At 58.4% G+C, this 25,514-nt stretch carries 21 protein-coding genes; 12 read left to right on the top strand and 9 right to left on the bottom strand.

Translation table 11 applies throughout. The annotated features are described in order from the left end of the window. Positions 1-67 precede the first annotated feature (67 nt). The gene (locus AC2FGE_RS01670; protein WP_496817448.1) at positions 68-1,453 is read right to left on the bottom strand and encodes a dipeptidase; all 1,386 of its coding nucleotides are present in this window, start codon (positions 1,451-1,453) and stop codon (positions 68-70) included. A 332-nt stretch (positions 1,454-1,785) separates the two neighbouring features. On the opposite strand from AC2FGE_RS01670, the gene hemA reads away from it, so the two are divergent. From hemA to AC2FGE_RS01690, 4 genes are all read left to right on the top strand, one after another. Beyond that, the gene (gene hemA / locus AC2FGE_RS01675; protein WP_496817449.1) at positions 1,786-3,009 is read left to right on the top strand and encodes a 5-aminolevulinate synthase; all 1,224 of its coding nucleotides are present in this window, start codon (positions 1,786-1,788) and stop codon (positions 3,007-3,009) included. Positions 3,010-3,140: 131 nt separating this feature from the next. Then, complete coding sequence (locus AC2FGE_RS01680) at positions 3,141-4,346, top strand: helix-turn-helix domain-containing protein (RefSeq protein ID WP_496817450.1); 1,206 nt, start codon at positions 3,141-3,143, stop codon at positions 4,344-4,346. Between the two features lie 71 nt (positions 4,347-4,417). Beyond that, complete coding sequence (gene ispG / locus AC2FGE_RS01685) at positions 4,418-5,539, top strand: flavodoxin-dependent (E)-4-hydroxy-3-methylbut-2-enyl-diphosphate synthase (protein ID WP_496817451.1); 1,122 nt, start codon at positions 4,418-4,420, stop codon at positions 5,537-5,539. 28 nt (positions 5,540-5,567) lie between these two features. Next, positions 5,568-6,413, top strand: a complete 846-nt coding sequence (locus tag AC2FGE_RS01690) for an SDR family NAD(P)-dependent oxidoreductase (protein WP_496817452.1) — start codon at positions 5,568-5,570, stop codon at positions 6,411-6,413. A gap of 57 nt (positions 6,414-6,470) precedes the next feature. Here the strand turns inward: AC2FGE_RS01690 and AC2FGE_RS01695 are convergent, their stop codons facing one another. After that, positions 6,471-7,229, bottom strand: a complete 759-nt coding sequence (locus AC2FGE_RS01695) for a DsbA family protein (protein ID WP_496817453.1) — start codon at positions 7,227-7,229, stop codon at positions 6,471-6,473. Beyond that, complete coding sequence (locus AC2FGE_RS01700; RefSeq protein WP_496817454.1) at positions 7,226-8,611, bottom strand: M48 family metalloprotease; 1,386 nt, start codon at positions 8,609-8,611, stop codon at positions 7,226-7,228. Before AC2FGE_RS01700 ends, AC2FGE_RS01695 begins: the two co-directional genes overlap by 4 nt. Between AC2FGE_RS01700 and AC2FGE_RS01705 the strand changes: the two genes are divergently transcribed. The 3 genes from AC2FGE_RS01705 (at position 8,610) to AC2FGE_RS01715 (ending at position 13,644) form a co-directional block, all read left to right on the top strand. Then, a complete protein-coding gene (locus tag AC2FGE_RS01705) occupies positions 8,610-9,773 on the top strand; it encodes a pyridoxal phosphate-dependent aminotransferase (RefSeq protein WP_496817455.1) in 1,164 nt (387 codons plus the stop codon). The genes AC2FGE_RS01700 and AC2FGE_RS01705 overlap by 2 nt on opposite strands. A gap of 66 nt (positions 9,774-9,839) precedes the next feature. Then, positions 9,840-11,060 (top strand): N-acetylmuramoyl-L-alanine amidase, encoded by a 1,221-nt coding sequence (locus AC2FGE_RS01710; RefSeq protein WP_496817456.1) that lies wholly within the window; start codon positions 9,840-9,842, stop codon positions 11,058-11,060. Between the two features lie 94 nt (positions 11,061-11,154). Continuing rightward, positions 11,155-13,644: a penicillin-binding protein 1A gene (locus tag AC2FGE_RS01715; protein WP_496817457.1), complete on the top strand. Its 2,490-nt coding sequence runs from the start codon at positions 11,155-11,157 to the stop codon at positions 13,642-13,644. Here the strand turns inward: AC2FGE_RS01715 and AC2FGE_RS01720 are convergent. Then, on the bottom strand, positions 13,638-14,471 hold the full coding sequence (locus AC2FGE_RS01720; protein WP_496817458.1) for an aminoglycoside phosphotransferase family protein: 834 nt from the start codon (positions 14,469-14,471) through the stop codon (positions 13,638-13,640). The two genes, AC2FGE_RS01715 and AC2FGE_RS01720, sit on opposite strands and share 7 nt — an antisense overlap. A 77-nt stretch (positions 14,472-14,548) precedes the next feature. On the opposite strand from AC2FGE_RS01720, the gene prfB reads away from it, so the two are divergent. The 3 genes from prfB to AC2FGE_RS01735 all read left to right on the top strand — a co-directional run bounded on the left by prfB (position 14,549) and on the right by AC2FGE_RS01735 (position 18,062). Beyond that, entirely contained in the window at positions 14,549-15,673 is a 1,125-nt protein-coding gene (gene prfB, locus AC2FGE_RS01725; protein WP_496817459.1) for a peptide chain release factor 2, read from the top strand. 186 nt (positions 15,674-15,859) lie between these two features. Beyond that, positions 15,860-17,260, top strand: coding sequence for an amidase (locus AC2FGE_RS01730; RefSeq protein ID WP_496817460.1), 1,401 nt, complete (start codon positions 15,860-15,862; stop codon positions 17,258-17,260). A 25-nt stretch (positions 17,261-17,285) separates the two neighbouring features. Continuing rightward, complete coding sequence (locus AC2FGE_RS01735) at positions 17,286-18,062, top strand: DUF2189 domain-containing protein (protein WP_496817461.1); 777 nt, start codon at positions 17,286-17,288, stop codon at positions 18,060-18,062. 22 nt (positions 18,063-18,084) lie between these two features. On the opposite strand, the gene AC2FGE_RS01740 is transcribed toward AC2FGE_RS01735, so the two are convergent. From AC2FGE_RS01740 to AC2FGE_RS01750, 3 genes are all read right to left on the bottom strand, one after another. Continuing rightward, positions 18,085-18,801 carry a helix-turn-helix domain-containing protein gene (locus tag AC2FGE_RS01740; protein ID WP_496817462.1) on the bottom strand — a complete coding sequence of 239 codons (717 nt, stop codon included), beginning with the start codon at positions 18,799-18,801 and terminating at the stop codon, positions 18,085-18,087. 317 nt (positions 18,802-19,118) lie between these two features. Continuing rightward, a complete protein-coding gene (ilvN, locus tag AC2FGE_RS01745; protein ID WP_496817463.1) occupies positions 19,119-19,679 on the bottom strand; it encodes an acetolactate synthase small subunit in 561 nt (186 codons plus the stop codon). A gap of 67 nt (positions 19,680-19,746) precedes the next feature. Next, the gene (locus AC2FGE_RS01750) at positions 19,747-21,498 is read right to left on the bottom strand and encodes an acetolactate synthase 3 large subunit (protein ID WP_480826812.1); all 1,752 of its coding nucleotides are present in this window, start codon (positions 21,496-21,498) and stop codon (positions 19,747-19,749) included. Between the two features lie 420 nt (positions 21,499-21,918). Here AC2FGE_RS01750 and AC2FGE_RS01755 point away from each other — a divergent pair, with 420 nt between their 5' ends. Then, positions 21,919-22,764, top strand: coding sequence for a HalD/BesD family halogenase (locus tag AC2FGE_RS01755; RefSeq protein WP_496817464.1), 846 nt, complete (start codon positions 21,919-21,921; stop codon positions 22,762-22,764). A gap of 46 nt (positions 22,765-22,810) precedes the next feature. Further along, positions 22,811-23,194, top strand: a complete 384-nt coding sequence (locus tag AC2FGE_RS01760; RefSeq protein ID WP_496817465.1) for a bleomycin resistance protein — start codon at positions 22,811-22,813, stop codon at positions 23,192-23,194. A gap of 80 nt (positions 23,195-23,274) precedes the next feature. Here the strand turns inward: AC2FGE_RS01760 and AC2FGE_RS01765 are convergent, their stop codons facing one another. After that, positions 23,275-23,913, bottom strand: coding sequence for a response regulator transcription factor (locus AC2FGE_RS01765; RefSeq protein WP_496817466.1), 639 nt, complete (start codon positions 23,911-23,913; stop codon positions 23,275-23,277). Beyond that, on the bottom strand, positions 23,910-25,343 hold the full coding sequence (locus tag AC2FGE_RS01770; protein ID WP_496817467.1) for a cache domain-containing protein: 1,434 nt from the start codon (positions 25,341-25,343) through the stop codon (positions 23,910-23,912). Before AC2FGE_RS01770 ends, AC2FGE_RS01765 begins: the two co-directional genes overlap by 4 nt. Positions 25,344-25,514 lie beyond the last annotated feature (171 nt).

The raw sequence follows: 25,514 nt of genomic DNA on the forward strand, positions 1-25,514 counted from the left end.
AGCAGGGTATCCGAACTTCTTCTGTTCCCAAATACCTCGGAGCGCGAGGCAGAGCCTCGCAAAAGACTTACTTATTCAAAGCGTCCAGAATGCGCGCCCAGGAACGGATGCCCTTGTGGAAGCTTTTGACGTCGTATTTTTCGTTGGGTGAATGGATGGCATCATCGTCATTGGCATAACCAACCAGCATGGAATCCAGCCCAAGCACGGTATTGAAGTAACCGACAACGGGGATAGAGCCGCCCATCCCGGTAAAGACCGCCTCGCGGCCCCATTCGTCAGACAGCGCGCCGCGTGCGGCTTCGAATTCAGGCCGGTTCAGATTCATGACCGAGGCTGGCGATCCTTCCAGATCGCTGTCCCATACGACCTTGGCATCTGGTGACAGGCGATCTTCGACATGTTTGCGGATTTTGTCACGCAGCGCGTCCGGATCCATGTCACCCACCAGGCGGCAGGTGATCTTGCAATGCGCCTCGGATGGGATGACCGTTTTTGAACCTGCACCGTTGTAGCCACCCCAAAGCCCGTTCACCTCGAGCGTTGGCCGGGCCCATTGCTGTTCAAGCGTGGAATAGCCCTTTTCCCCATGCGGTTGGCTGTAGCCGACCGAATTCAGGTACTCGGCTTCGTCAAACCCGCAATTCTGCCATTGGCGCAACTGCTCGGCAGGCACTTCGTGGACGCCTTCGTAGAAGCCTTCCACGGCAACGCGGCCGGTCTCATCGTCGTAGAATGAATCCACGATTTTCGAAAGCTCGCGCAGCGGGTTCAGGCCGGGACCGCCATAGTGGCCCGAATGCAGGTCGATACGCGGCCCCACGATAGTGAATTCATCCTTGAGCATCCCGCGCAGTTGCGAAGCAATCGACGGCCCCCCCCGCGACACCATCGAGGTATCGCAGACCAGTGCCAGATCGGCCTGCAATTCGTCCTTGTTGGCTTCCAGAAACGGCACCAGAGAGGGTGAGCCGGATTCCTCTTCACCCTCGAAGAAAAATGTGATGCGGCAGGGCAGGGTGCCGTGAACCGCTTTCCAGGCGCGGCAGGCCTCGACAAATGTCATCAACTGGCCCTTGTCGTCCGAGGATCCGCGCCCGCGGATGACCTGCCCATGCTCTGTATCTTCGAGGGCCGGATCAAACGGATCTCGATTCCACAAGTTCAGCGGATCGACAGGCTGCACGTCGTAATGGCCATAGAACAAAACATGCGGTCCGTCTTGCCCTTCGCCCACATGGCCTACAACCATCGGATGGCCTGGTGTTTCTCGTTTTTCGGCTTGAATACCAATGCTTTGCAAATCCCTGACCAACCAATCGGCAGCCTGATCAACCTGCTCCTTGTAGGCAGGATCGGTCGAGATCGAAGGGATGCGCAGCAGTTCCATCAAGCGGTCGATCGCGCTTTGCAGGTCATCGTCGATCCGGTTGAGCACTGAGTCTAAAGACATGAAGGGTTCCTTTGTGGTGCACTGTTTGTGCGGAAATCTATCAGTGTCGTCGCCAAGGTCCAGTCAACCGGCTGCGTAAACTGACCTTCATATCAGAAACTGTCCAAAAGATCGCATGGTGCCTGCGTCGTTTCCTCGCGCCAGATATCCGCAACTTTACTTGTCGAGGCGGGAACAAGGCTGTATTTGATGCAAATCAAAGTTGGGTTTACCCGTTGGCGATAGGCCGACTAACAGGTGAATGAAAACGCGTCCTAGACAGTGCAAGCTGTGACGCTGGAAAGAATATGCCCGGTTTTCTGACCGTTCACCGGGCGGCCAAGGAGGGTCCTTTGGACTATACTGCTCAGCTCGATACAGCGATTGCCAGGCTGCATGACGAAGGACGTTACCGGACTTTCATCGACATCGAACGCCGCAAGGGACATTTCCCTCATGCGGTGCGTACGCGTCCGGATGGGTCAACGCAGGATGTTACTGTGTGGTGCGGCAATGACTATCTGGGTATGGGGCAGAACGCGGTAGTTCTGGATGCGATGCACGAAGCCGTTGATGCTGCTGGCGCAGGGTCTGGTGGAACCCGCAATATCTCGGGCACCACGGTCTATCACAAGCGGCTTGAGGCCGAGCTTGCCGATTTGCATGGCAAAGAAGCGGCCCTGCTGTTCACCAGTGCCTATATTGCGAATGATGCAACACTCAGCACACTGCCAAAGTTGTTCCCGGGCCTTATTATCTATTCCGACGCGCTGAACCATGCCTCGATGATCGAAGGCGTACGCCGCAACGGCGGGTCCAAACGCATCTTCCGCCACAATGATGTGGAGCATCTGCGTGAGTTGCTGGAAGCGGATGATCCCAACGCCCCCAAGCTGATCGCGTTTGAATCGGTCTATTCCATGGATGGTGATTTTGGTCCTATTGAACACATTTGCGATCTGGCCGATGAATTCGGTGCGCTGACTTACATTGATGAGGTCCATGCGGTTGGCATGTATGGTCCACGTGGCGGTGGCGTGACCGAGCGGGACCGTCTTGCTCATCGTATCGACATCATCAACGGCACGCTGGCCAAGGCCTATGGCGTGATGGGGGGCTATATCGCCGCCAGCGAAAAGATGTGTGACGCGGTACGCTCTTACGCACCGGGATTTATCTTCACCACGTCTCTGCCGCCAGCGGTTGCCGCGGGGGCTGCTGCCTCGGTGGCCTATCTGAAAACCGCGCCCGAGTTGCGCGAGCAGCATCAAACCCAGGCCAAGATCCTCAAACTGCGGCTGAAAGGGATGGGACTGCCGCTGATTGATCATGGCAGCCACATTGTGCCCGTGATCGTGGGCAACCCGGTCCATACAAAAATTCTGAGCGACCGGTTGCTGGATGACTATGGCATTTATGTGCAACCGATCAATTTCCCGACTGTTCCGCGCGGGACCGAACGGTTGCGGTTTACGCCGTCTCCTGTGCATGGACCGGGCGAAATGAACCGCTTGGTTCAGGCGATGGACGAACTTTGGTCACATTGTGCGCTAAATCGCGCCGAACTTGCCGGATAATCTTACGCCAAAGTGTGCAACTTATTTGCCACGTGTTAAGCTTACGCTAACAAAAGTAGCGGACGAATCGTCTATGGGGGATGATTCGGCGTTAGCGCGAAACGCGTGACAGGCAGAATGGGGCGGCAGGCATGATTGGGCGCAGATCACAGCGCGAATCTGAGGAATGCGTGGAGTTCAGGCCAAAGGGCTTTGACGACTACGAAGTGCGTCTGGGTGACCAGATGCGCGGTGAACGCGCCACCATGGGCAAGTCTCTTCTGGATGTGCAGCGAGAGCTGCGGATCAAGGCCAATTACATCGCTGCCATCGAAAACGCCGATCCTGACGCGTTTGATACACCCGGCTTCATTGCCGGGTATGTTCGTTCCTACGCCCGCTATCTGGGCATGAATCCGGATGAGACCTTTGCCAGCTTCTGCGAAGAAAGCGGTTTTGAGGTTGCGCATGGAATGTCGGCCGAGGCCTCGGTTGTGCGTAAGCCTTCCGGTGATGTGCTGGCACGCGGTCCGATGGGACGTGACCCGTTCATCTCGCCAAATACGCCTTATATTCCGGGCAAGGAATCTCTGGTCAGCCAGATTGAACCGCGCGCGATTGGCTCGTCGCTGGTGCTGTTGGCAGTGATTGCAGGCATCGGTTATGGCGGTTGGTCTGTTCTGAACAAAATTCAGCAGGTGCAGGTCAGCCCGGTTGAACAGGCGCCGGTTGTTCTGTCGGATCTGGACCCGCTGGATGCGGCCCGGACCAATACAGCCGAGATCGAAACGGCGGCGGTCAATACCGAAGCGCTGGATCGCCTGTATCGCCCGCAAGCCTTGGATGTTCCGGTTCTGGTCGCACGTGATGCGCCGATCTCAACGCTCGATCCGCGTGATGTGGGCACCTTCCGCCCACCGGAATTGCCCGAAGTTGTTGTGGCTGACATTCATACCGTCGAGCGCCCAAGCCTGCCACAGGTTGTTGAACAGATCGACACAACCCTGAAAATCGTGGCCGTTGATCCGGCTTGGATGCGCGTTACGGCTGCCGATGGCAGCGTGATTTTTGAAGGCACACTGGGCACGGTCGAACAGGGCAATGTGTTCGAAGTACCCCTAACTGAAGAGCCGCCACAGCTGCGGGCAGGGGCGTCCGGTTCGGTCTATTTCTCGATGGATGGCCAACATTTTGGCCCGGCAGGTGCCCCTGGTACTGTCGCCAAGGGTGTCGTTCTATCCAAGGACGCCGTGTCGGATGTCTATGCGGTGGCCGATCTTGAGGCCGAGCAGAACAGCGCCCTAAAGCAGTTGGTCGCTGAGCTGCAGACAGACGTGGCAGAACAGCCCTCTGAGTGATCTAGCCATTGCGGTACCCCGGTTGGCGGACTATCTAAAGACGCAACTCAGGCAGATGCGGACCGGTCCCAATGTCCCTCAATCATGTACGCCCCTGGCGGAATATCTATCGTCGTAAATCTCGTCAAATCATGGTGGGGAACGTGCCGGTTGGCGGTGACGCTCCGATTGCGGTTCAGACCATGACCAACACGCTGACCACGGATGTGGCGGCGACGGTGGCGCAGGTTCAGGCAGCGGCAGAGGCAGGTGCAGACATCGTCCGCGTGTCGGTGCCGGATGAGGCGTCTTCCAAAGCGCTGAAAGAGATCGTGCGCGAAAGTCCTGTGCCGATCGTGGCTGATATCCACTTTCACTACCGGCGCGGGATCGAGGCAGCCGAGGCAGGTGCCGCCTGCCTGCGGATCAACCCGGGCAATATCGGCAGTGAAGAGCGCGTGAAAGAGGTCATCCAGGCCGCGCGCGACCACGAGTGTTCCATCCGGATCGGCGTGAATGCGGGCAGTTTGGAAAAGCACCTGCTGGAGAAATACGCAGAACCCTGCCCCGAGGCGATGGTTGAAAGCGGGTTGGAACATATTCGCATTCTGCAAGACAATGACTTTCACAATTTCAAGATCAGCGTAAAGGCCAGCGATGTATTCCTGTCGGCAGCCGCCTATCAGGGCATTGCCGAAGCCACAGACGCGCCGATCCATCTGGGCATCACCGAGGCCGGAGGGCTGGTCAGCGGCACCATCAAATCCGCCATCGGCCTAGGCAATCTGCTGTGGATGGGCATCGGGGACACGATCCGCGTCAGCCTGTCTGCCGACCCGGTGGAAGAGGTCAAGGTGGGGTATGAGATCCTGAAATCCATGGGGCTACGCCATCGCGGGGTGAACATCATCTCGTGCCCGTCCTGCGCGCGTCAGGGCTTTGACGTGATCAAGACGGTTGAAGCGTTGGAACAGCGGCTGGAACATATCAAGACACCGATGTCCCTGTCGATCATCGGTTGCGTGGTGAATGGCCCGGGTGAAGCGCTGATGACCGATGTGGGCTTTACCGGCGGTGGGGCCGGGTCCGGCATGGTCTATCTGGCGGGCAAGGCCAGTCACAAGATGTCCAACGATCAGATGATCGATCACATCGTGGAAGAGGTTGAAAAGAAAGCGGCGGAACTGGACGCCGCGGCTGAGGCGGCGGCGTAACACCACACCAAACCCGAGGAGGCTCGGCATGTATCTCAAGGCAATTGAACAAGGCGGTATCGCAGTTGTCACCGGAGCTGCCAGCGGCGTAGGCCGCGTCGCGGCGAACCGCTTCGCGCAGGCGGGGCTGAGCGTCGTTCTCGCGGACCTTGACGGTCTTGCTTTGGACGAGGCAATCGAAGAGGTTCGCGCTCAAGCAAAAGGTGGCGCTGAGGTCTTTGGCGTTCCTACCGATGTCACCAAACAAGAAGACGTCAATGCATTGGCAGACAAGGTATTCGCAACAGGACCAGTTGCCGTTCTCATGAACAATGCCGGGATCAGCCTGCCGACCAATACCTGGTCTGAATGGGAGAATTGGCAAAAAATTTTAGAAGTCAATTTGCTCGGTGTTCTCCGCGGCGTACAGGCGTTTGTCCCACGCATGATAAAGGCAGATCGCTCTGCTGTGGTGATTAATACAGGTTCCAAACAGGGTATCACTACACCGCCTGGTAATCCGGGTTACAACGTCAGCAAAGCAGCGGTGCGCGTTCTCAGTGAACAATTGGCCCATGAACTGCGGCAGGCGGAGGCTCCAATCTCGGTTCACCTGTTCGTTCCTGGCTTCACCTACACTGGTATGACTGCTTCGTTTTTTCCTGAGAAGCCTGCAGCTGCTTGGACGAGCGAACAGACAGTTGACCATTTCGTTGATCGCATGTCGAAGGGTGAGTTCTATATTCTTTGTCCGGACAACGACGTGGATAGCACGCGCGACAATCGACGGATCGAGTGGAATGCAGTCGATCTGATAGAAAATCGGCCTCCGCTTTCTCGCTGGCATCCAGACTATGAAGCGAAGTTTGCCATTTTTGAGAAGACCGGCAAATAGATCACAAAAGGCCGCCAAAGCAGCCTTTTACGTGTTTAATGATCGCGTACCTGAGGTTCAGCCCCGGTCCGCGCGTACCCCATCCGCAATTTGCTGCATCTGATCGGCGGGCAGGAAGCCGCGCAACATTTCTGTGCCAAGAACAAAGGACGGTGTGCCCGAGATCTGCATCCGTTGCGCCAATGCGCGCGTGCGGGTGATCTCATCGGTAACCTGCTCGTTGTCCATGGCGGCCATGATCGCATCGCTGTCCAGCCCCAGACCGTCCGAGATGCGGCGCAGGGTGACTTCGCTGGGCTCACCCGTGAATTCCAGCAGGGCGTCGTGTACCTGCTTGTAAGCTTCATCCCCGGCCACATGTTTGGTGGCCACGGCAAAGCGTGACGACAGAACCGAGGCATCGCCAAGGATCGGGAATTCCTTAATCACCAAACGGATGTTTCCATCAGCTTCCAGCAACTGCGCGACCTCAGGAACTGCGCGTCGGCAATAGCCGCAGCGGTAGTCCATAAACTCGACCAAAGTGATGTCGCCATCCGGGTTGCCACCCACCCAGCTGTAGCCGTCATTGAACAGCTCATCCACATTTGCGGCGACCAAATCCTTGTCTGCGGCGGCTTCGGCGGCGGCGTTGCGCTGTTCCAGAATGTTGATCGCCTCCAGAATAACGTCGGGGTTCTCCAGAAGATATTCGCGCACTTGCGCACCAAATTCGGCGCGTTCCGCATCGCTCATGGCGTTCAGGTCCAGTGCCTGCGCGGGACCTGCAATGAGGGAAAGCCCCAGAAGGGCGGGGGCTGCGTGTCTGAGGATCATTTCCGTTTCCTTTTTGAGTTCTTCTTTGCGCGTTCCGACGCAATCAACACATCCTGTGCCCTTTGCCAACCCGGAGACCCCTCGGGCAATTGCCCGACGGCGCGCCTTGCGTGGATCCCCGCATCAGCCAACCGGCCTTGCAGGGCATATCGTTCAGCGGTGACAGCAGAGGCCATCCCGTTATTGCCGACCTGTGCATAGGCCAGTCCCAAATCCCGCATCAGGCGGGCATTGCGAAAGTCGCGGGCACGTGCCTTTTCAAGTACTTTCAGGGCGTCCTTGGTCTTGCCTTGCGCCAACAGGGCACGCCCATAGCCTGCCAGGATCAACGAGTCATTCGGTGCCATTTCAACCGCTTGACCATAAGCTTGAACTGCCTCAGACAATTGTCTGTTTTCCAACAGGATTTGGCCTTTGAGTTCATAGTAGAACGGATCATCCGGGCGAATGGCCAGCGCTTTATCAATGGCGGCGCGGGCACTGGCCAGATTGCGGTTCTGATGGTGGGCCGACGCCTCACGCATCATGCGGATATCGCGGTCGGTTTCTTCCTTGGCGCGGCGCAGGGTCCAGGACGGGGTGCGCAAAAAGGCCGACAGCTTGCCTTTGATCCGTGCAAACCAATAGTCGGCATTTGCGTTGGGCTGGGCCCTGTCGCCGAATTCTTCCAGAAACGACTCGGCCGCGCGCAAGCGTTCGCGGCTGGTGGGGTGCGACCGCATATAAGGGTCCTGATTGGCCGTGCTCAGCAGTTCCTGTCCGGCGAATTTGCGGTGCAGCGTGACCATCCCACTGGGGGAGATACCAGCCCATCGCAAATAGCTGGCCGCGCTGCGATCGGCCGAGGCCTCTTCGGCCCGTGTATGCCCCAGAAAGCTGCGCAAGGCAGAACCCTGCACACCTGCCGCGATCCCGGCAGCGGCCTCTCCACCCCCCGCCGCAGCTGCGATCAGCGCCAGCGCGGTGCCAAGGCCTGCATTGCGTTGCGCCGCGCGCAGGTTTTCTGAGCGCCGCGCCAAATGCCCATTGGCGATATGCGCGGCTTCGTGTGCGATCACAGCTTGCAGCATCTCAGGGCTGTCGACGCCCAGAATCAGGCCGTAATTCAGATAGATCGCGTTGTAGTCGATCACAAACGCGTTGAACGTGCGGTCATTGACCACCAGGATCTGCACCCGGTTGGTGTTCAGTCCGGCAGCGCGCAGAACGGGAAAGGCCAGTTCTCGCAGGCCGTATTCGATATCGGGGTCGCGGATCAGGCTTTGCGCATGGCTCTGCACTGCGGCCGTCAGCCAAAGGACAGCCGCAAGTATCAGGGCCGGGATTGACGCCAACCGGGATACGCGTTCAAAAGCCATGGCTGCAACATGGGAGATGGGCATGAGAAACTCAACCCGATCCGGGGTCGATCCTTTTATTGTGATGGACGTGATGGAGGCCGCGCGCAAAGCGGAGGAGGCCGGGCGTCACATCATCCATATGGAGGTTGGCCAGCCCGGAACCGGCGCACCGACAGGCGCGACCGAGGCATTGGCCCAGGCGATGCAGCAGGGTCCGTTGGGCTATACGGTGGCTTTGGGCCTGCCCGCGCTGCGCCAGCGCATCGCGCGGATGTATGGCGATTGGTATAATGTCGATCTGAACCCCGAACGCGTGGTGATCACTCCGGGGTCGTCGGGCGGGTTTCTGCTGGCATTCACGGCGCTGTTCGACAGCGGAGATCGCGTCGGAATCGGCGCGCCGGGATATCCGTCCTACCGTCAGATTCTGAAAGCGCTGGGATTGGTCCCCGTGGACTTGCCGACCGCGCCCGAGAACCGATTGCAGCCTGTGCCATCCGATTTCGCAGGGCTGGACCTGCAAGGCCTGATGGTCGCGTCCCCCGCCAACCCGACCGGCACCATGCTGGATCACGCAGCCATGGGCACGCTGATCGACGCGGCGCAGGGTCAGGGTGCATCCTTCATCAGCGATGAAATCTATCATGGGCTGGAATATGAGGCCAAAGCCGTCACCGCGCTGGAACTGACGGATGAATGCTACGTGATCAACTCATTCTCCAAGTATTTCTCGATGACCGGCTGGCGTGCCGGCTGGATGGTGGTTCCCGAAGATCAGGTGCGCGTGGTCGAGCGTATTGCCCAAAACATGTTCATCTGCGCGCCCCACGCCAGTCAGGTGGCAGCCTTGGCGGCGATGGAGTGCGAGGAGGAATTGCAAGCCAATCTGGATGTCTATCGCCGGAACCGGGCATTGATGCTGGACGGTCTGCCCAAGGCGGGGTTCACCAATATCGCGCCGCCCGATGGGGCGTTTTATGTCTATGCCGATGTGTCGGACCTGACGGATGACAGCCGCGCCTTTGCGGCTGAGATTCTGCACAAGGCGGGCGTTGCGGTCACGCCGGGGCTGGATTTCGACCCCAAACGCGGGCACACGACCCTGCGGTTTTCTTACGCACGCGCAACTGTCGATATCCAAGAGGGGCTGTCACGGCTACGGGCGTTCATGTCCGAGCGTGGCGCGTTGGCCCATCAGGCCTGACCCGTTCACAAAAGCTGCGGATTGGTATAGGCTGCCCGCCAAACGATCTCGGGAAAACTTGAGGCCATGAGCAGGATTCTCTATTGTATCGCGCTGATCTGGGCGCTGTCTGGTGCTGCGGTCGCGCAGGATTTCAGCGCCCTTGCACGCATTCAGCCGGACCAAAGCCGCATTGTCGACACCGGTCGCACCGGTGTGCAAATCGATCTTGGCCTTAGCCAGGGGGTGCCTTACCGCATCTTCACCCTGCGTGATCCCTACCGAATGGTGATGGATTTTCAGGAGGTCGACTGGAGTGGCCTGAACAGTGCAGACTTCCTGCAATCCGAGCTGATCAGCGGCGTTCGGTTTGGTGCTTATGTTCCCGGCTGGTCTCGAATGGTGCTGGAACTTGGTGCGCCGATGGCCGTGGATACGGCCGAGATGCAGATTGATCCGAATGCTGGCACGGCCTTGCTGACGCTCAACCTCAAGGGCGTTGATTTCGACGTGTTCAACGCCTCAGCAGGTGAGCCCAAGAATCCCGGTTGGGATCTCCCCGAACCTTCGCTGACCGGTCAGGTGACCCCTCGCAAGTCAGACGGACCGTTGCGCGTGATGCTGGACCCCGGCCATGGCGGTATCGATCCGGGGGCCGAGGTGGGCGGGATTACCGAGAAGACCATGATGCTGACGTTTGCGCGCGAACTACGGGAAATGCTGTTGCGTTCCGGCGGGTATGAGGTGGTCATGACCCGTGTGGACGATCAGTTTGTTTCGCTGGAACGCCGCATCGCGCTGGCGCATCGGGCGGGTGCGGATGTGTTCATCTCGCTGCATGCGGATTCGCTGTCTGAAGGGCAGGCCCATGGTGCGGCGGTTTATACCTTGTCGGATGAGGCCTCGGACGTGGCCAGTGCAAAGCTGGCCGAACGCCACGATCGCGCGGATTTGCTGGCGGGTGTTGATCTGAAAGGCGCTGATGATGAGGTCACGGATGTGCTGCTGGATCTGGCCCGGCAAGAGACAGAACCCCGTACAGATGCGCTGGCGCAGGCCCTGGTCAATGGGATGGCACAGCAGGGCGGACCGATGAATCGCAAGCCTTTGCGCACCGCGTCCTTTTCGGTGCTGAAGGCCGCAGATATACCTTCGGTTCTGGTGGAATTGGGATTTTTATCCAGCCCCAGAGACCTGGAAAACATCAAGAACCCCGATTGGCGGGCCAAGATGGCCTTTGGGATTTATCAGGGGCTTGAGGACTGGAACCAGCAGGATGTGATCAGGCGGTCCCTGATTGGACAGTGACCTGACGCCTCAAAACGGCTAGAATGCGCCTGTGGTTTTGACCCTTGGGCGGTGCGCCCCTATATAGGCGGCAGCGCGAGAAAAAGGCAGTAACGTGATCCGGTTTGTTCTTTCGATTTTCGGGGCGATCTTCAGCCTCGTGACATTGGGTATTTTTATGGCGGCGCTGGTGGTTGGTGCCGTGTTCTGGATGTATGGCCGTGACCTGCCCAGCCATGAATCACTGGCCCAGTACAAACCGCCAACAATCAGCCGGATTTATTCAGGCGAAGGCCAGCTGATCGACGAGTTCGCGCAGGAACGTCGTCTGTTCACCCCGTCCGAAGAAATCCCTGATCTGGTGAAGCAGGCGTTTATCTCGGCAGAAGACAAGAATTTTTACAGCCATCAGGGCTATGATCCGCGCGGGATCATCGCGGCTGGGGTTGAGGCGGTGCGGTCAAAGGGTGAAACCGTGCGCGGGGCCTCGACCATTACGCAGCAGGTTATGAAGAACTTCCTGTTGTCCGGCGACCGCCGGGCCGAGCGCAAGATCAAGGAAATCATCCTCGCCACCCGGCTTGAGGATACGCTGGACAAGGAACAGATCCTCGAACTCTATATGAACGAGATTTTCCTGGGTCAGAACTCTTATGGTGTAACCGCTGCCGCCCAGACCTATTTCAACAAGACCTTGCAGGAACTGGCCCCACACGAGGCGGCAACGCTGGCCTCGATGCCCAAGGCACCGTCCGATTATCACCCGGTCCGGCAAAAAGAACGCCTGCTCGCGCGCCGCAACTACGTGCTGCGTGAGATGAACCAGAACGGCTATATCGATCAGGCGACTTATGAGGCCGAGGTCGAGATGCCGCTGCGGTCGGTCCAGAACGGCGATTTCGAAAGCTTCCGCACCGCGCTGCCGCCGCGCGATTATTTCACCGACGAGATCCGCCGCCAGCTGAGCGAGGATTTTGGTGAGGGCGAATTCTTCACCGGTGGTTTCACTGTCCGTGCCTCGGTTGATGAAGAGATGCAGGTGGAAGCGGCCCGTGCGCTGCGCGAGGCTTTGCAGAAATACGACCTGTCCCGCGGTAAATGGCGCGGAACCGGCGAGGTGATCGCCGAAGAACAGCTGGCGGATGAGGCGCAGTGGCGCGAGGTGCTGTCTCTGATGGAAATCCCGCGCGATGTGGTGCTGCCGACCCAATGGTATCCGGCGGTGGTGCTGGACGTGGCCGAGCAGCAACTGACGGTCGGGATCGAGGCTGGGCCATCCGATGGCATTATCCCACGCTCGGACATCAAGTGGATGCAGGGCAATTTCTTCGACAATTTCAAACGCGGCGACGTGATCCTGGTGATGGCCGGAGAAGAGGGCCAATGGTCTGCCCGTCAGGTGCCCGAAGTGCAGGGCGGCTTTGTCGCGATGGACGTGAATTCAGGCCGTGTACTGGCGATGCAGGGTGGGTTTTCCTATCAGGACACGGTGTTCAACCGTGCGACCCAGGCGCAGCGTCAGCCGGGGTCATCTTTCAAACCCTTTGTCTATGCGGCTGCGCTGGACAGCGGGTACAGCCCCGCAACCATCGTTGTGGATGCGCCGATTGAAGTGAACACGCCGCAAGGTCTGTGGCGGCCCAAGAACTCGTCGAACAAGTTCTATGGCCCGACGCCGCTGCGTACCGGGATCGAACAGTCCCGGAACCTGATGACCATCCGTTTGGCGCAAGAGGTGACGATGCCTGTTGTCGCCGGTTACGCGGAACGGTTCGGCGTCTATGACCGCATGGGCGCTTTCCTTGCGAGTTCGTTGGGGTCCGAGGAAACCACGCTTTACAAGATGGTTGCGGCTTACGCGATGTTCGCAAATGGCGGTGAGCGCGTCGAACCCACATTGGTTGACCGCATTCAGGATCGGTTCGGCAAGACGATCTATCGCCATGATGATCGGCAATGTCTGGATTGTAACTCCAGCTGGCTAGAGCCGGATGAATCGCCCACGATTGAGACCAACCGCTCGCAGGTCATGGATGCGGTTACGGCCTATCAGCTGACTTCGATGATGAAAGGCGTTGTGGATCGGGGCACCGCCTCGCGTTTCGTGAACCTTCCGGTGCCGACCGCGGGCAAGACCGGCACGACCAACGATTCGAAAGACGCCTGGTTCATCGGTTTTACCTCGAATATCGTGGCGGGTTGCTATATCGGCTATGACCGCCCGCGCCCGATGGGCCGGGGGGCCTATGGCGGCACCATGTGCGGCCCGGTGTTCCAAAGCTTCATGGAAAAAGCGGTCGAGAAATATGGCGGGGGGCCGTTTGACGTGCCGCCGGGTGGTCATTTCATCAAGATTGATCGGTTCAGCGGCGCGCGTCTGCCTGCAGATGCCACGGGCGACTATGTTGTGGCTGAGTATTTCCGCGATGGCGTCGATGGCTTTATCGACCGGATTTATGATGGTGGCTTTGCTATCGGATCAGACTTGCCACTGTTCGAAGAGGTTCAGCGCGCTGGCGTTCAGGTTCAAACTTCAACCGGCGAAACGGTCACCGTGGGTCCCAAAGCCTCGCAAGGCGATGTGAGCACGGGCGGCCTCTATTGATCCGCAGCCGATAGCAACAGGCGCAACAGATCGGCTTCCTTGTCTTTCGCGAGGGGGCCGTTTGACCTCCAGTAGATCGACAACGCGCATTTGGCGGCGGCCCATTGGGCCAGACGTTGTCGTTTAACGCCAAGGGTATCTGCATAGAGCGTCAGGCATTTATGCATGTGATCCGGTCGTCGCACGAGCTGCGGCATGCCTTTGGGATGCCGGATCGCATTGGCCAGTTCAAAAGCCGGATCACCCAGATAACCTTTGGCATCGATCACGCGCGGGCCCGCGCTGGTGAGAATGATATTGTCCGGGTGTAGATCACCATGCAGCGGAGCAACCGCCGTCTGACTGTTCAGCAGGCTTTGCGCCAATTGGGTGGCCTGTTGCATATCCTGCACCAGATCGACGGGGCAGGAGGGGGCGAAATGGCATTCGAACAGGGGGCGGATCACCTGGGTCAGCGGGCGCAACTCCGCAATCTGCGGGGTGGGCTTGGCGTGCAGGCGCCTGGCCGTTTCTGCCAAAGTGATCAGGGCCTGATCATACTCTCCCCGCCGCGCGATATCTCCGAGCGTGGGGCCTTCGAGCCATTCCATCAGGATGGCTGTTTCGGTTTCTTTCAGAATCCTGACGGTACCCCGGTCTTGCCAGGCACTCAGGATTTGGGTTCCCGGTGTTTCGTTGCCGCGGTCCGGGCGGTGATAGAGCTTCAGCGCAGCTGCTGTACCATCGGTATCCAGAACCTTCCAAACACGGGCTGCGCCGGTTTCGGCAACCGGCTCGATCAAGGTCAGCTGCCAATCATCCAGAATCTCTTGCGGTGGGCCTTGCATTCACATCTCGCCTGTCTTGTGGTGGCCGTCACCTCTTGCTATCACGCAGGCCTGATTGAGCAAGTTGGGACAAGACCATGCGCGCCGAAACCCAGAATATCGTGGCGGAGATCGAAAAGTCGCTGGAGCTGCTGGCGCAGCGCATGGACTATGAAACCGCACCGCATCGGCTTGAGGAATACAACGCGCGTGTCGAGGACCCCAACCTGTGGGACAGCCCTGAAAACGCGCAGAAACTGATGCGCGAGCGGCAGATGCTGGTCGATGCCATCGAGACATACGAGTCCATCAAGACTGACCTTAGCGACAATCTCGAGCTGATCGAATTGGGTGAGATGGAAGAGGACGAAGAGGTTGTCACCGATGCCGAGGACGCCATCAAAAAGCTGGGGGCGAAAGCCGCCAAGAAAGAGCTTGAGGCGCTGTTGGATGGTGAGGCTGACAGCAATGACACATTCCTTGAGATCAACTCGGGCGCCGGTGGCACGGAAAGCTGCGATTGGGCCTCGATGCTGGCGCGGATGTATGTGCGCTGGGCCGAGAAGAAAGGTTATACCGTCGAGCTGCAATCCGAGACAGCGGGCGAAGAGGCTGGGATCAAGTCGGCGGCCTACAAGATTTCCGGGCACAACGCCTATGGCTGGTTGAAATCCGAAAGCGGCGTGCATCGTCTGGTGCGGATTTCGCCTTATGACTCGGCGGCCAAGCGGCATACCTCGTTCAGTTCGGTCTGGGTGTATCCAGTGGTGGACGACAATATCGAGATCGAGGTAAACCCGTCGGATATTCGCATCGACACTTACCGGTCGTCGGGTGCGGGTGGTCAGCACGTGAACACCACGGACTCGGCAGTGCGGATCACCCACATCCCGACCGGGATTGTTGTGACCTCGTCCGAGAAATCCCAGCACCAGAACCGCGACATCGCCATGAAGGCGCTGAAATCGCGGCTCTATCAGCAAGAGCTGGACCGCCGGAACGCCGACATCAACGCCGCGCATGAGGCGAAAGGTGATGCGGGCTGGGGCAACCAGATCCGGTCTTATGTTTTGCAGCCCTATCAGATGGTGAAAGACCTGAGGACAAACCATGAGACCTCGGACACCAAGGGGGTGTTGGACGGCGATCTGGATGGGTTCATGGCGGCGACGCTGGCGTTGAATGTGGCGGGCAAGAGCCGGTCCGAGGCGCAGGGCGAGTAAGTCGGCAGGGGGCTCTGCCCCCGCCGCGGCAGGCCGCGACTCCCCCGGGATATTTTTGGCCAGATGAAGCGGATCCGGTGTGCGTGTCCGCGGGCCGAAAAGATGTATTGAAACAGTGGGTTTTAATGGTCTGGTGGGGCGGCTAGGCTGGCTGTGACATTCACGACCCCTGCCGCTGGAGCCCAAATGGACATCACGGAATATTCTGCGCGGATGCTGATCGCGGACTTGTCAGAGCGGCGGGTGTCTGCGGAAGGCGTGATGCGCGCGACGCTGGAGCGGATCGGGCAGGTCAACGGCGCTGTGAACGCCATCGTGGCGTTACGGGATGAAGAGGCGTTGTTGGCGGAGGCCCGTGCGATGGATGCAGGGCCGATACGCGGGCCGCTGCATGGCGTGCCTGTGGCGGTGAAGGATCTGGTGAATGTGGCGGGTGTTGTCTCATCACAAGGGTCGCCGCTGTTTGACGGGTTCGTGCCCCAGACAGATGATCTGATTGCGGCGCGCATGCGGGCGGCGGGGGCGATCCTGATTGGCAAGACCAACACGCCCGAGTTTGGGCTTGGGTCGCATACCTTCAACCCGGTTTATGGGGCGACGCGCAATCCCTACGACGATGCGCGGACCTGTGGCGGGTCTTCGGGCGGTGCGGCGGTGGCCCTGGCGACCGGGATGGTAACGCTGGCCGATGGGTCGGACATGATGGGCAGCTTGCGCAACCCGGCCGCCTGGAACAACGTCTACGGGTTTCGGCCCAGTTGGGGCCTGGTGCCGTCGGACTCGGTTGGGGACAGCTTTCTGCACCAACTGTCAACCCTTGGTCCAATGGCGCGCAGCCCCGAGGATATTGGCCTGTTGCTGGATGTGATCGCCGGGTCTGATCCGCGATTGCCCTTGAACGCGCCCCAAAGGTCTGTATCGCCGGTTGAGCCATTGGATCTGACGGGGATGCGCATTGGTTGGCTGGCGGATTGGGGGGGTGCCTTCCCGATGGAACAGGGGATATTAGACCTCTGCGAAACGGCGTTGGGTGTGTTCGGGCAGTTGGGGGCCCATATCGAGCGTATACCGCCGCCTTTTGATGCGGAGCGTTTGTGGGACAGTTGGATCACGTTGCGATCTTGGTCTGTTGCTTCGGGTCTGGAGCCGTTGTCCCGGAACCGCGATGCCCTAAAAGACAGCGCGCAGTGGGAGCTGGATCGGGGTCTGGCGTTGTCGGCGATGCAAGTGCATCAGGCGAGCGTGGTACGGTCCGATTGGTTCCGAAAGGCAGTCGAGGTTTTTGACCACTACGATGCCCTGATTCTGCCGGCGGCGCAGGTCTGGCCCTTTGATGTCAACCTGCCGTATCCGACCGAAATCTCTGGGCGAGCCATGGATACGTATCACCGCTGGATGCATGTGACCCTGCCCGTCAGCCTGATCGGTCTGCCCTGCCTGGCGGTTCCCGCTGGTTTTGGGGCGCAAGGATTGCCGATGGGGTTGCAACTGTTCGGGCCGCGTGGGTCGGATGCTCGCCTGTTGTCCATTGGCGCGGCCTATCATGCGGCAACAGAGTGGCCCCAAAGGCGGCCCGCCTTGCAGTAACGCCTCACGGCGAGGAGGAGTTGAGATGGATAGACCCTTTGGCGTACCGAGTCTGCGCCCGGTGAACCGCGCGATGATACGGCAGGCACTGCATCAGGCCTGGGCTGATCTGCGCCGCGCGCCGGTCTTTGGTCTGATCTTCGCGGGGGTTTATGTTCTGGCCGGGTGGGCGATGGCCTGGATCACCGTGCAAACCGGCACTAGTTTCTGGCTGGTTCTGGCCGCGATCGGCTTTCCGCTGATCGGGCCGTTTGCGGCTGTCGGCCTCTATGAGGTCTCTCGTCGGCTAGAACAGGGGGAACCCCTTGATATACCTGCCGTGTTTGGCGTTGTGCTGCAGCAAAGCCGCCGCCAATTGCCCTCGATCTGCGCCATCATCGTTGTGATGTTTTTGTTCTGGTTCTTCTTGGGTCACATGATCTTTGCCCTGTTCATGGGGCTGTCGACGATGACGAACATATCCAGTTCTTTGGAGGTGTTTCTGACCCCCAACGGGGTGATGATGTTGGCTGTCGGCACGGCTGTTGGTGCGGTTTTTGCAACGCTGCTTTATATGATTTCGGTTTTGTCGATCCCGATGCTGCTGGATCGGGAACTGGATTTTGTCACCGCCATGATCGCCAGCTTTACCTATGTCTCACAAAATAAAATCGTGATGCTGGCCTGGGGGCTGTTTATCGCGGTTTTGACCTTTGTGGCGATGCTTCCCTGGTTTTTAGGTCTGTTGATTGTGCTGCCGCTATTGGGCCATGCAAGCTGGCATTTGTACCGGGGAATTTGCTGCGAGATCACGGCAGATTGATCGAATTGGCCGCCGCCCTGTCTTACGGCATCTGGACCGATTGCTCACCGGCGTTTGCAGTGTGCCGCGCAGCTTGAAAAACCGCTTCGGCATTTTGCTTGAGATGGTGCAGGACAACAGGCTGCGCCTGTTGCGGTTCAGAAGGTTTGATAACCGTACCGCGCCAAATCTCGGCATCCTGCGTCAGCACATATATCTTGCTGTTCTGGCCTCCGCGTTGCGATGTCAGGATATAGACGTGATCGCCTGCGGTGGCGGCAATCCCCTGAATTTCACGCGATTGCGGTGATGCGCCAGGCATATGGCCACGCGGGGTATAGCCTCGTATCAGGGTGCATTGGGGCCTGCGCGTGGCGTAGAGCAGGGTCAGACGCGGCGCAGTGGGTTGGTTTTCGGCGACGGTGTAGAAACCGGATGCAAAGGTCCTTTTGCTGCCCGCTTCGGAACCGGATCCCAGAAACTGGGTCAGGATTGAACTGGCGGGATGGTCTTCGTTCACCGGGATTTCGGCCAACGGGCTTAGGACAATCCGTGCATCGACATCAAAGAACCTGCATATCCGGTCCAATACGTCGGGGCGGGGGAAGCTTTCACCGGCAAGATAGCGATTAAACTGTGTACGGTTGATGCCAAGACTGCGACACAGGGCCGAGACCGAGGGGTAGTCGCGCGCAAGTTGCCTGAGATTCGACCCGAACATGGCCCGAAGCTCTGCTGGGCTGCGAATGTCGTCGATCATGTTCATCCCCGGCGCTTCTACTTCTTTGCATCATCAATGCTGAGGCTTACGGATGACCGTAGACATTCAGAAATTGCAAAGATGTCCACAAACAAGGCGGCCTCTCCCCAGGTCGCATTGCGGGGCCGAGGCTAACGCTCCGTAAGCCAAAGGCAATAGGCTTTATTCTATTTTGTTTGAGGTTTTTGCGGGAAGAATGAGCGTTATGGTAAAAATAACGCACATAATGCCACCTGAATGCCCAAATCTTTGGGCGAGTCGGGGCTGGCAAACCAACCCCGCCCCGGATTTGGGACGGGGTCAGGGGGTCTGTTTGATCAATCGCCGCGCAACAGGGCGGCAACGCCGGTGCGGGCGATTTCGATCAGCCCCAGCGGGCGCATCAGATCGGCAAAGGCGTCGATTTTGTCAGGCGCGCCAGTGATTTCAAAGATGAAAGAATTCAGCGTGCTGTCGACCACATTGGCGCGGAAAATATCGGCCAGCCGCAGCGCCTCGACCCGTTTGTCGCCTTCGCCCACTACCTTGATGATGGCCAGTTCTCGCTCGACCGAGGGGCCTTCGACCGTTAGGTCATGTACGTCATGAACCGGCACGATGCGGCCGAGCTGTGCCTTGATCTGCTCGATCACCTGCGGTGTGCCGGTGGTCACGATGGTGATGCGGCTGAGGTGGCCGGTATGGTCCACCTCGGCCACGGTCAGGCTTTCGATGTTGTACCCGCGGCCCGAGAACAGGCCGATCACACGAGCCAGAACACCGGGTTCGTTCTCGACCAGAACAGCGATCGTGTGCCGTTCCTGTACGTCCGAGAAGGTAGGCCGTAGGTTATAGGCCGAATGGCGGGTGGAGCCTTTTTTGATATGTAGGGCAGACATTTATGTCCCTTTCATCATCCATTTTAGGCCGGACGCGCGTGGCGTCCGACTGAAATCTTCGAATGCGTCAGACCAGAACCGAACCTTTGCTATCGATCACGCCTTGCGTTTCGGCCTCGCCCAGCAGCATCTCGTTGTGGGCTTTGCCCGACGGGATCATGGGGAAGCAGTTCTCGTGCTTTTCAACAAGGCAGTCAAAGATCACTGGACCGTCATAGTTGATCATCTCCATGATCGCGTCGTCCAGATCGGCGGGGTCGGAGCACAGGATGCCCTTGGCCCCGAAGGCCTCGGCGAGTTTGACGAAATCGGGCAGGGCCTCAGACCAGGAATGCGAATACCGCTCACCGTGCAGCAGCTCCTGCCACTGGCGCACCATGCCCAGACGTTCGTTGTTCAGGATGAACTGCTTCACCGGCAGCCGGTACTGAACGGCGGTGCCCATTTCCTGCATGTTCATCAGCCAAGATGCCTCACCCGCAACATTGATCACCAGCGCATCCGGGTGCGCCATCTGCACGCCGATCGAGGCCGGGAAGCCGTAGCCCATCGTGCCCAGACCGCCCGAGGTCATCCAGCGGTTGGGGTCTTCAAACCCAAGGTACTGTGCCGCCCACATCTGGTGCTGGCCCACTTCGGTTGTGATGTAGCGATCATGCTTCTTAGTCAGTTCCTCAAGCCGTTGCAGCGCATGCTGCGGCTTGATGGTCTTTTCGCTGGCGGTAAAAGCGAGGCAATTCACCTTACGCCAATCCGCAATCTGCGCCTGCCATTGTTTGACATTCGCCGCATCCGTCTTGCGGCCCCGCGCTTTCCAGATCTTCAGGATATCTTCAAGCACATGGGCGACATCGCCCACAATCGGGATATCCACGCGGATGACCTTGTTGATCGAGGATGGATCGATATCGATATGCGCTTTCTTCGAATTGGGCGAGAACGCATCGATCCGGCCTGTGATCCGGTCGTCGAACCGCGCGCCGATATTGATCATCAGATCACAATCATGCATCGCCATATTGGCCTCATAGAGGCCGTGCATCCCCAGCATACCCAACCAGTTTTTTCCCGAAGCCGGATAAGCGCCAAGACCCATCAAGGTCGAGGTGATCGGAAATCCGGTGGCATCGACCAACTCGCGCAGCAGCTGGCTGGCTGCAGGACCCGAGTTGATGACGCCGCCGCCCGTATAAAACACCGGTTTTTTCGCGGTTTCTATCGCGGCAACCAGCTCGGTGATCTCTTCCAGATCACCTTTCAGCACAGGCTGGTAGTGTGAGTTTGATGGCTTGGGCGGGGTGTATTCCCCCGATGCAAACTGCACGTCCTTGGGAATGTCGACCAGTACCGGGCCGGGGCGGCCCGAAGTGGCAACATGGAAGGCCTCGTGCATGGTTGCGGCCAGCGCATCAGTGTCCTTCACCAGCCAGTTATGCTTGGTGCAGGGGCGGGTGATGCCAACCGTGTCGGCCTCCTGAAAAGCGTCCGAGCCGATCATGAAAGTCGGAACCTGGCCGGTCAGAACAACAATAGGGATCGAGTCCAACAGCGCGTCGGTCAGGCCGGTCACCGCATTGGTGGCGCCGGGGCCAGAGGTTACAAGCGCAACGCCGGGCTTGCCGGTCGACCGCGCATAACCTTCGGCGGCGTGCACTGCTCCCTGTTCATGGCGCACCAGAATGTGGCGAATGTCGTTTTGCAGAAAAATCTCATCATAGATCGGTAGCACGGCGCCGCCGGGGTATCCGAATACCGTGTCCACGCCCTGATCCTTCAGGGCCTGAACTACCATCTTTGCGCCGGTCATCTCACGTGTCATCTGCTTTGCTCCGTTCGCGACATGTGTCTTGCGTTTGACAAAAAAAAGCCCCCGATGTTTTCGGAGGCGCATGGGTTCGATTATGGTTTACCGTTACCGGCCCATGCGCTTGGTTCCCACGATTACGACTAGCGTTCTCATCGCCAGAGGCTCCTTTTTGCGTGCAGGGACATTATGAGCGGCACGCAAGGGCGTCAACAGGCAATTGCACCAATTTTCTATCTTCAAGGTGTTATTTTGCGACATTTTATTGCGCAGATTGCCGCAGGTTGGGAATTTTAGCAAAAAATGATGTCTTGGACGCCGGATAGGATGGATATTCGCCGGTCTGAATGCGTCAAGCAAATGTCCAAAATGGGCATGATTGGGCGGTTTAACTGAGTCACGCTGACAGAGACGGGACTACGAGGGAGGTACGTCATGTTGCATGATCTGGTGGATTTGGGCCGCTATCCCATCGACCGGCCAGGTTCACAGGCTTATGACCGGATGATCGATGATGTTCAGCGCGAACTGAGCGAAGATGGGTGCGCGGTGTTGCCGGGCTTTGTGCATCCCGACGGGCTCGAATTATTGGTGAATGAGGCCGACGCGGTGTCGCCGCAGGCACATCGCTCATTCAACCGAACGAACGCCTATTTCACCAAAGATGACCCGCGGTTCGGGATCGGCCATCCCATCCGCCGCTTCTATGAACGATCCAATGCTTTTGTCCCGGCGGACAATTTCCCGAAATCCGGACCCCTGCGAAGGATATATGAGTTTGACGGGTTCATGCCCTTCATCCGGACCGCGCTGGAGGAGCCTGCAGACAGATTCTTTCGCTATGATGACCCGCTGGCGGATGTGATCATCAATGTCGTGCAAGAGGGGCAGGGCTTTCCGTGGCATTTCGACACCAACAATTTCACCGTGACCTTGGCCATTCAAAACGCTGAAGACGGGGGCGCGTTCGAATATGCGCCGAACCTGCGGACTTCGGAGAATGAGAATTTCGGTGCAGTCGCCGCCGTGCTGGATGGCGACATGTCGCGCGTGCGCAGGTTGGAACTGCAGCCGGGCGATCTGCAAATCTTCAAGGGGCGGTATTCCCTGCACCGGGTCGCGCCGGTTTTTGGCACCCGCCAAAGATATGTCGGCATCTTTTCCTTCGTGGAAACCGAAGGCATGTGCGGCGGGGTCGAGCGGACCCGGCAGCTATACGGTCGCGTCCTGCCGCATCATTATGAGCGTGAAGGCACACGGCAGGATCAATTGCTGGATTGAGCCAGCAGAATATGTAGCATGATCCTGATGCAGGCCGGAGGTTCCAATGCCCGAAGTGCTACAGATTACGCCGTTTGTTCTTTGCGCGTCACTGGAGGCGCAGATTGATTTCTATTGCCGACGTTTGGGGTTTGAATGCGGATTTAAACAGGACAACTATGCCTTTCTGTCGCGGGGGCCAGTTGCTGTCCGGCTGCTGGAATGCCCGCCACGCACCGATGGCAAACCTTTGGGTGATAACCAGTCCTATTACATCGATGTGAAAGGTATTGATGCGCTCTATGACAGTTTGAAAGTTGGTTTGAGCGACCTGCCCGAGGGACGGGTGCGGCCACCTTTTGATCAGCCCTATCTGCAGCGCGAGTTTCACGTTCTGGATGAGGACGGGACTTTGATCTTTTTCGGGGAAGATATTCGCCCTCGGAACTAAAGCTTCCCGCCCATCGGCAAAGCGCCTGTGGCGCGTCTTCTCTGGTTGGGCCGGGCGGCGCGTGCCGCGCCGCGGTCGGATTAGAATCCAACGCCGGTTCCCTGCAAGACTCCATGTTCCAGCGCATAGCGGGTGAGCCCAGCGGTGGAGGAAATACCCAGTTTGCGTTTGATGTTCTTGCGGTGGGTTTCGACCGTGCGAACCGAGATATCCAAGGCCAGGGCGACTTCTTTGTTGGATTTGCCCTGCGCCAGTTCCAGAAGGATCGTCTGTTCCCGGCCGGTCAGGGCCTCTCGGGTATTGTCGCCCTTGGGGTTCAAAGATCCACTGGCGCCGGTGCACAGGTATCGCTGCCCTGCCATCACCGCATCGATGGCCTGTTTGATCTCATCTGTTGGCACATCCTTGAGCAGATAGCCTTTGGCCCCGTGGCTAAGCGCGGTAGAGATGTATTCGGGGCTGTCATGCATCGACAAGATCAGGATGCGCGTCTGCGGCAAACGTTCAAGGATCATCTCGGTCGCGCTCAGGCCGCCCAGGCCCGGCATGTTCAGATCCATCAGGATCACGTCGGGGGATAGGCTTTCGGCCTGATCCACAGCGGACTGACCGCTGCTGAGCGTGCCGACCACCTCGATCTCATCATAGCTTTCTAGGATCGACTGTATGCCCTCGGCCACCATCGGGTGGTCGTCGACAATGAGGACTCGGATGGTCATGTGCCGGCCTTTCGTTTGGGCGTTGCGTCTTCCTGCGGTGGGAGCAGGTGGCTCAACGGCAGACTGGCCTCAATCACCGTCCCGCCGCGCGGGCCGCGTGATGACAGAATGCGCAGGGATCCGTCAAGCTGTTCGATCCGTTCCTGCATATTGCGTAACCCGATCCCGGTGGCCACGCGGCCCGGTTCGCTTCGCAACCCGCGCCCATTATCGGTAATCCGCATCGTCGCACCTTTCTTATGACCACGCAGATCGATGGTAACATGTGACGCATCCGCATGGCGTTCGATATTGGTCAGCGCTTCTTGTGCAATGCGATAGAGCGCGATCTTGCTGTCCTGATCCAGCCGGTTGCGGAATACAACGGTCGAGAACTCGGTCTCGATACCTGTGCGATCCCGGAAATCATCCGTCAGCGATTTAAGGGCAGGGCCCAAACCCAGATCATCCAGCACACCAGGGCGAAGGTCGCGGCTGATGCGGCGCACTTCGGTGATGGCGGTGCCCAGATGTTCGATGCCTTTGTCCAGCGGGTCTTCTGCGTTCGATATATCCCCGCGAGATACCCTCCGTCGGGCGGTATCCAGCGCATAGCGGACGCCGACCAATATCTGGCTTATCCCATCATGCAATTCTCGCGCAACCCGTCCACGTTCTTCTTCCTGTGCATCAAATACACGCTGTGTCAGCTCTTTCAGCTTTGCGTCTGCCAGCCGTCTTTCGCGGATGTTCAGCAACATGCCCGAGGCAAACACGATCAAGACAGCTGCCACAACAATTGCGCCGATATATATAAAGGTGCGCCGCACGCGGGCTTCGACCTCGGCGCGCGCATTGGCAACAGCGGCAACGATGTCATCGATGAAGACGCCCGTGCCGACCACCCAGCGCCAATCTTGCAGCCCGACCACATAGGCGATCATCTGGGCCTCTTCCCCGGTCGAGGGCTTTTGCCACATGAAGCTGTGCCACCCTGCGCCCTGACGGGCGAGGCGGATAAACTCATTCACAACGGGTGTGCCATCGCTATCGGTCAGGCCTTCCCAGTTGCGGTTGATGAATTGAGTTTGCCTTGGGCTGACAAGATTATTGCCGTCATAGTCGTAGACAAAAAAGAACCCGTCCTGTCCGTAGATCATGGCCGACAGAATCTGGGATACGAGATTCTTGGCCACCTCGTCATCAGGTGTCGCCCGGCCATAGATATAAGCAAATCCGTTGCGGGCTTGCGTGACATAATTGCGCAGCTCTTCTTTCTTGGCTTCGATCAGGCTGCGCTCTAACGCTTCGATTTCGCGTTCGGCTGTTGCACGCGCTTCGTAGGCAACCAGCACGGCAATCGCTGCCACGGCCACAACCAAGGGGATCGCGGCCACAAGGGATAGCTTTTGAGCATAGGTCAGCGAAACCAGATTTCTTAATCTCTGCATTGTCGAATCGATACGCAACAGGCGGGAGAAATGCAAAAAGAATGGACATCTTAAGGACCAGAACGACCGAAAATCCGGGTTCGAGCCGTTTTTGCTGGATATTTTCTTGTACAAACCCATCAGAAACCCGCGTTTCTACGCAGTACTAGGTATTCCTTTTCACAGCTTCGC

The organism is Ruegeria sp. YTSA075, assembly GCF_059610245.1.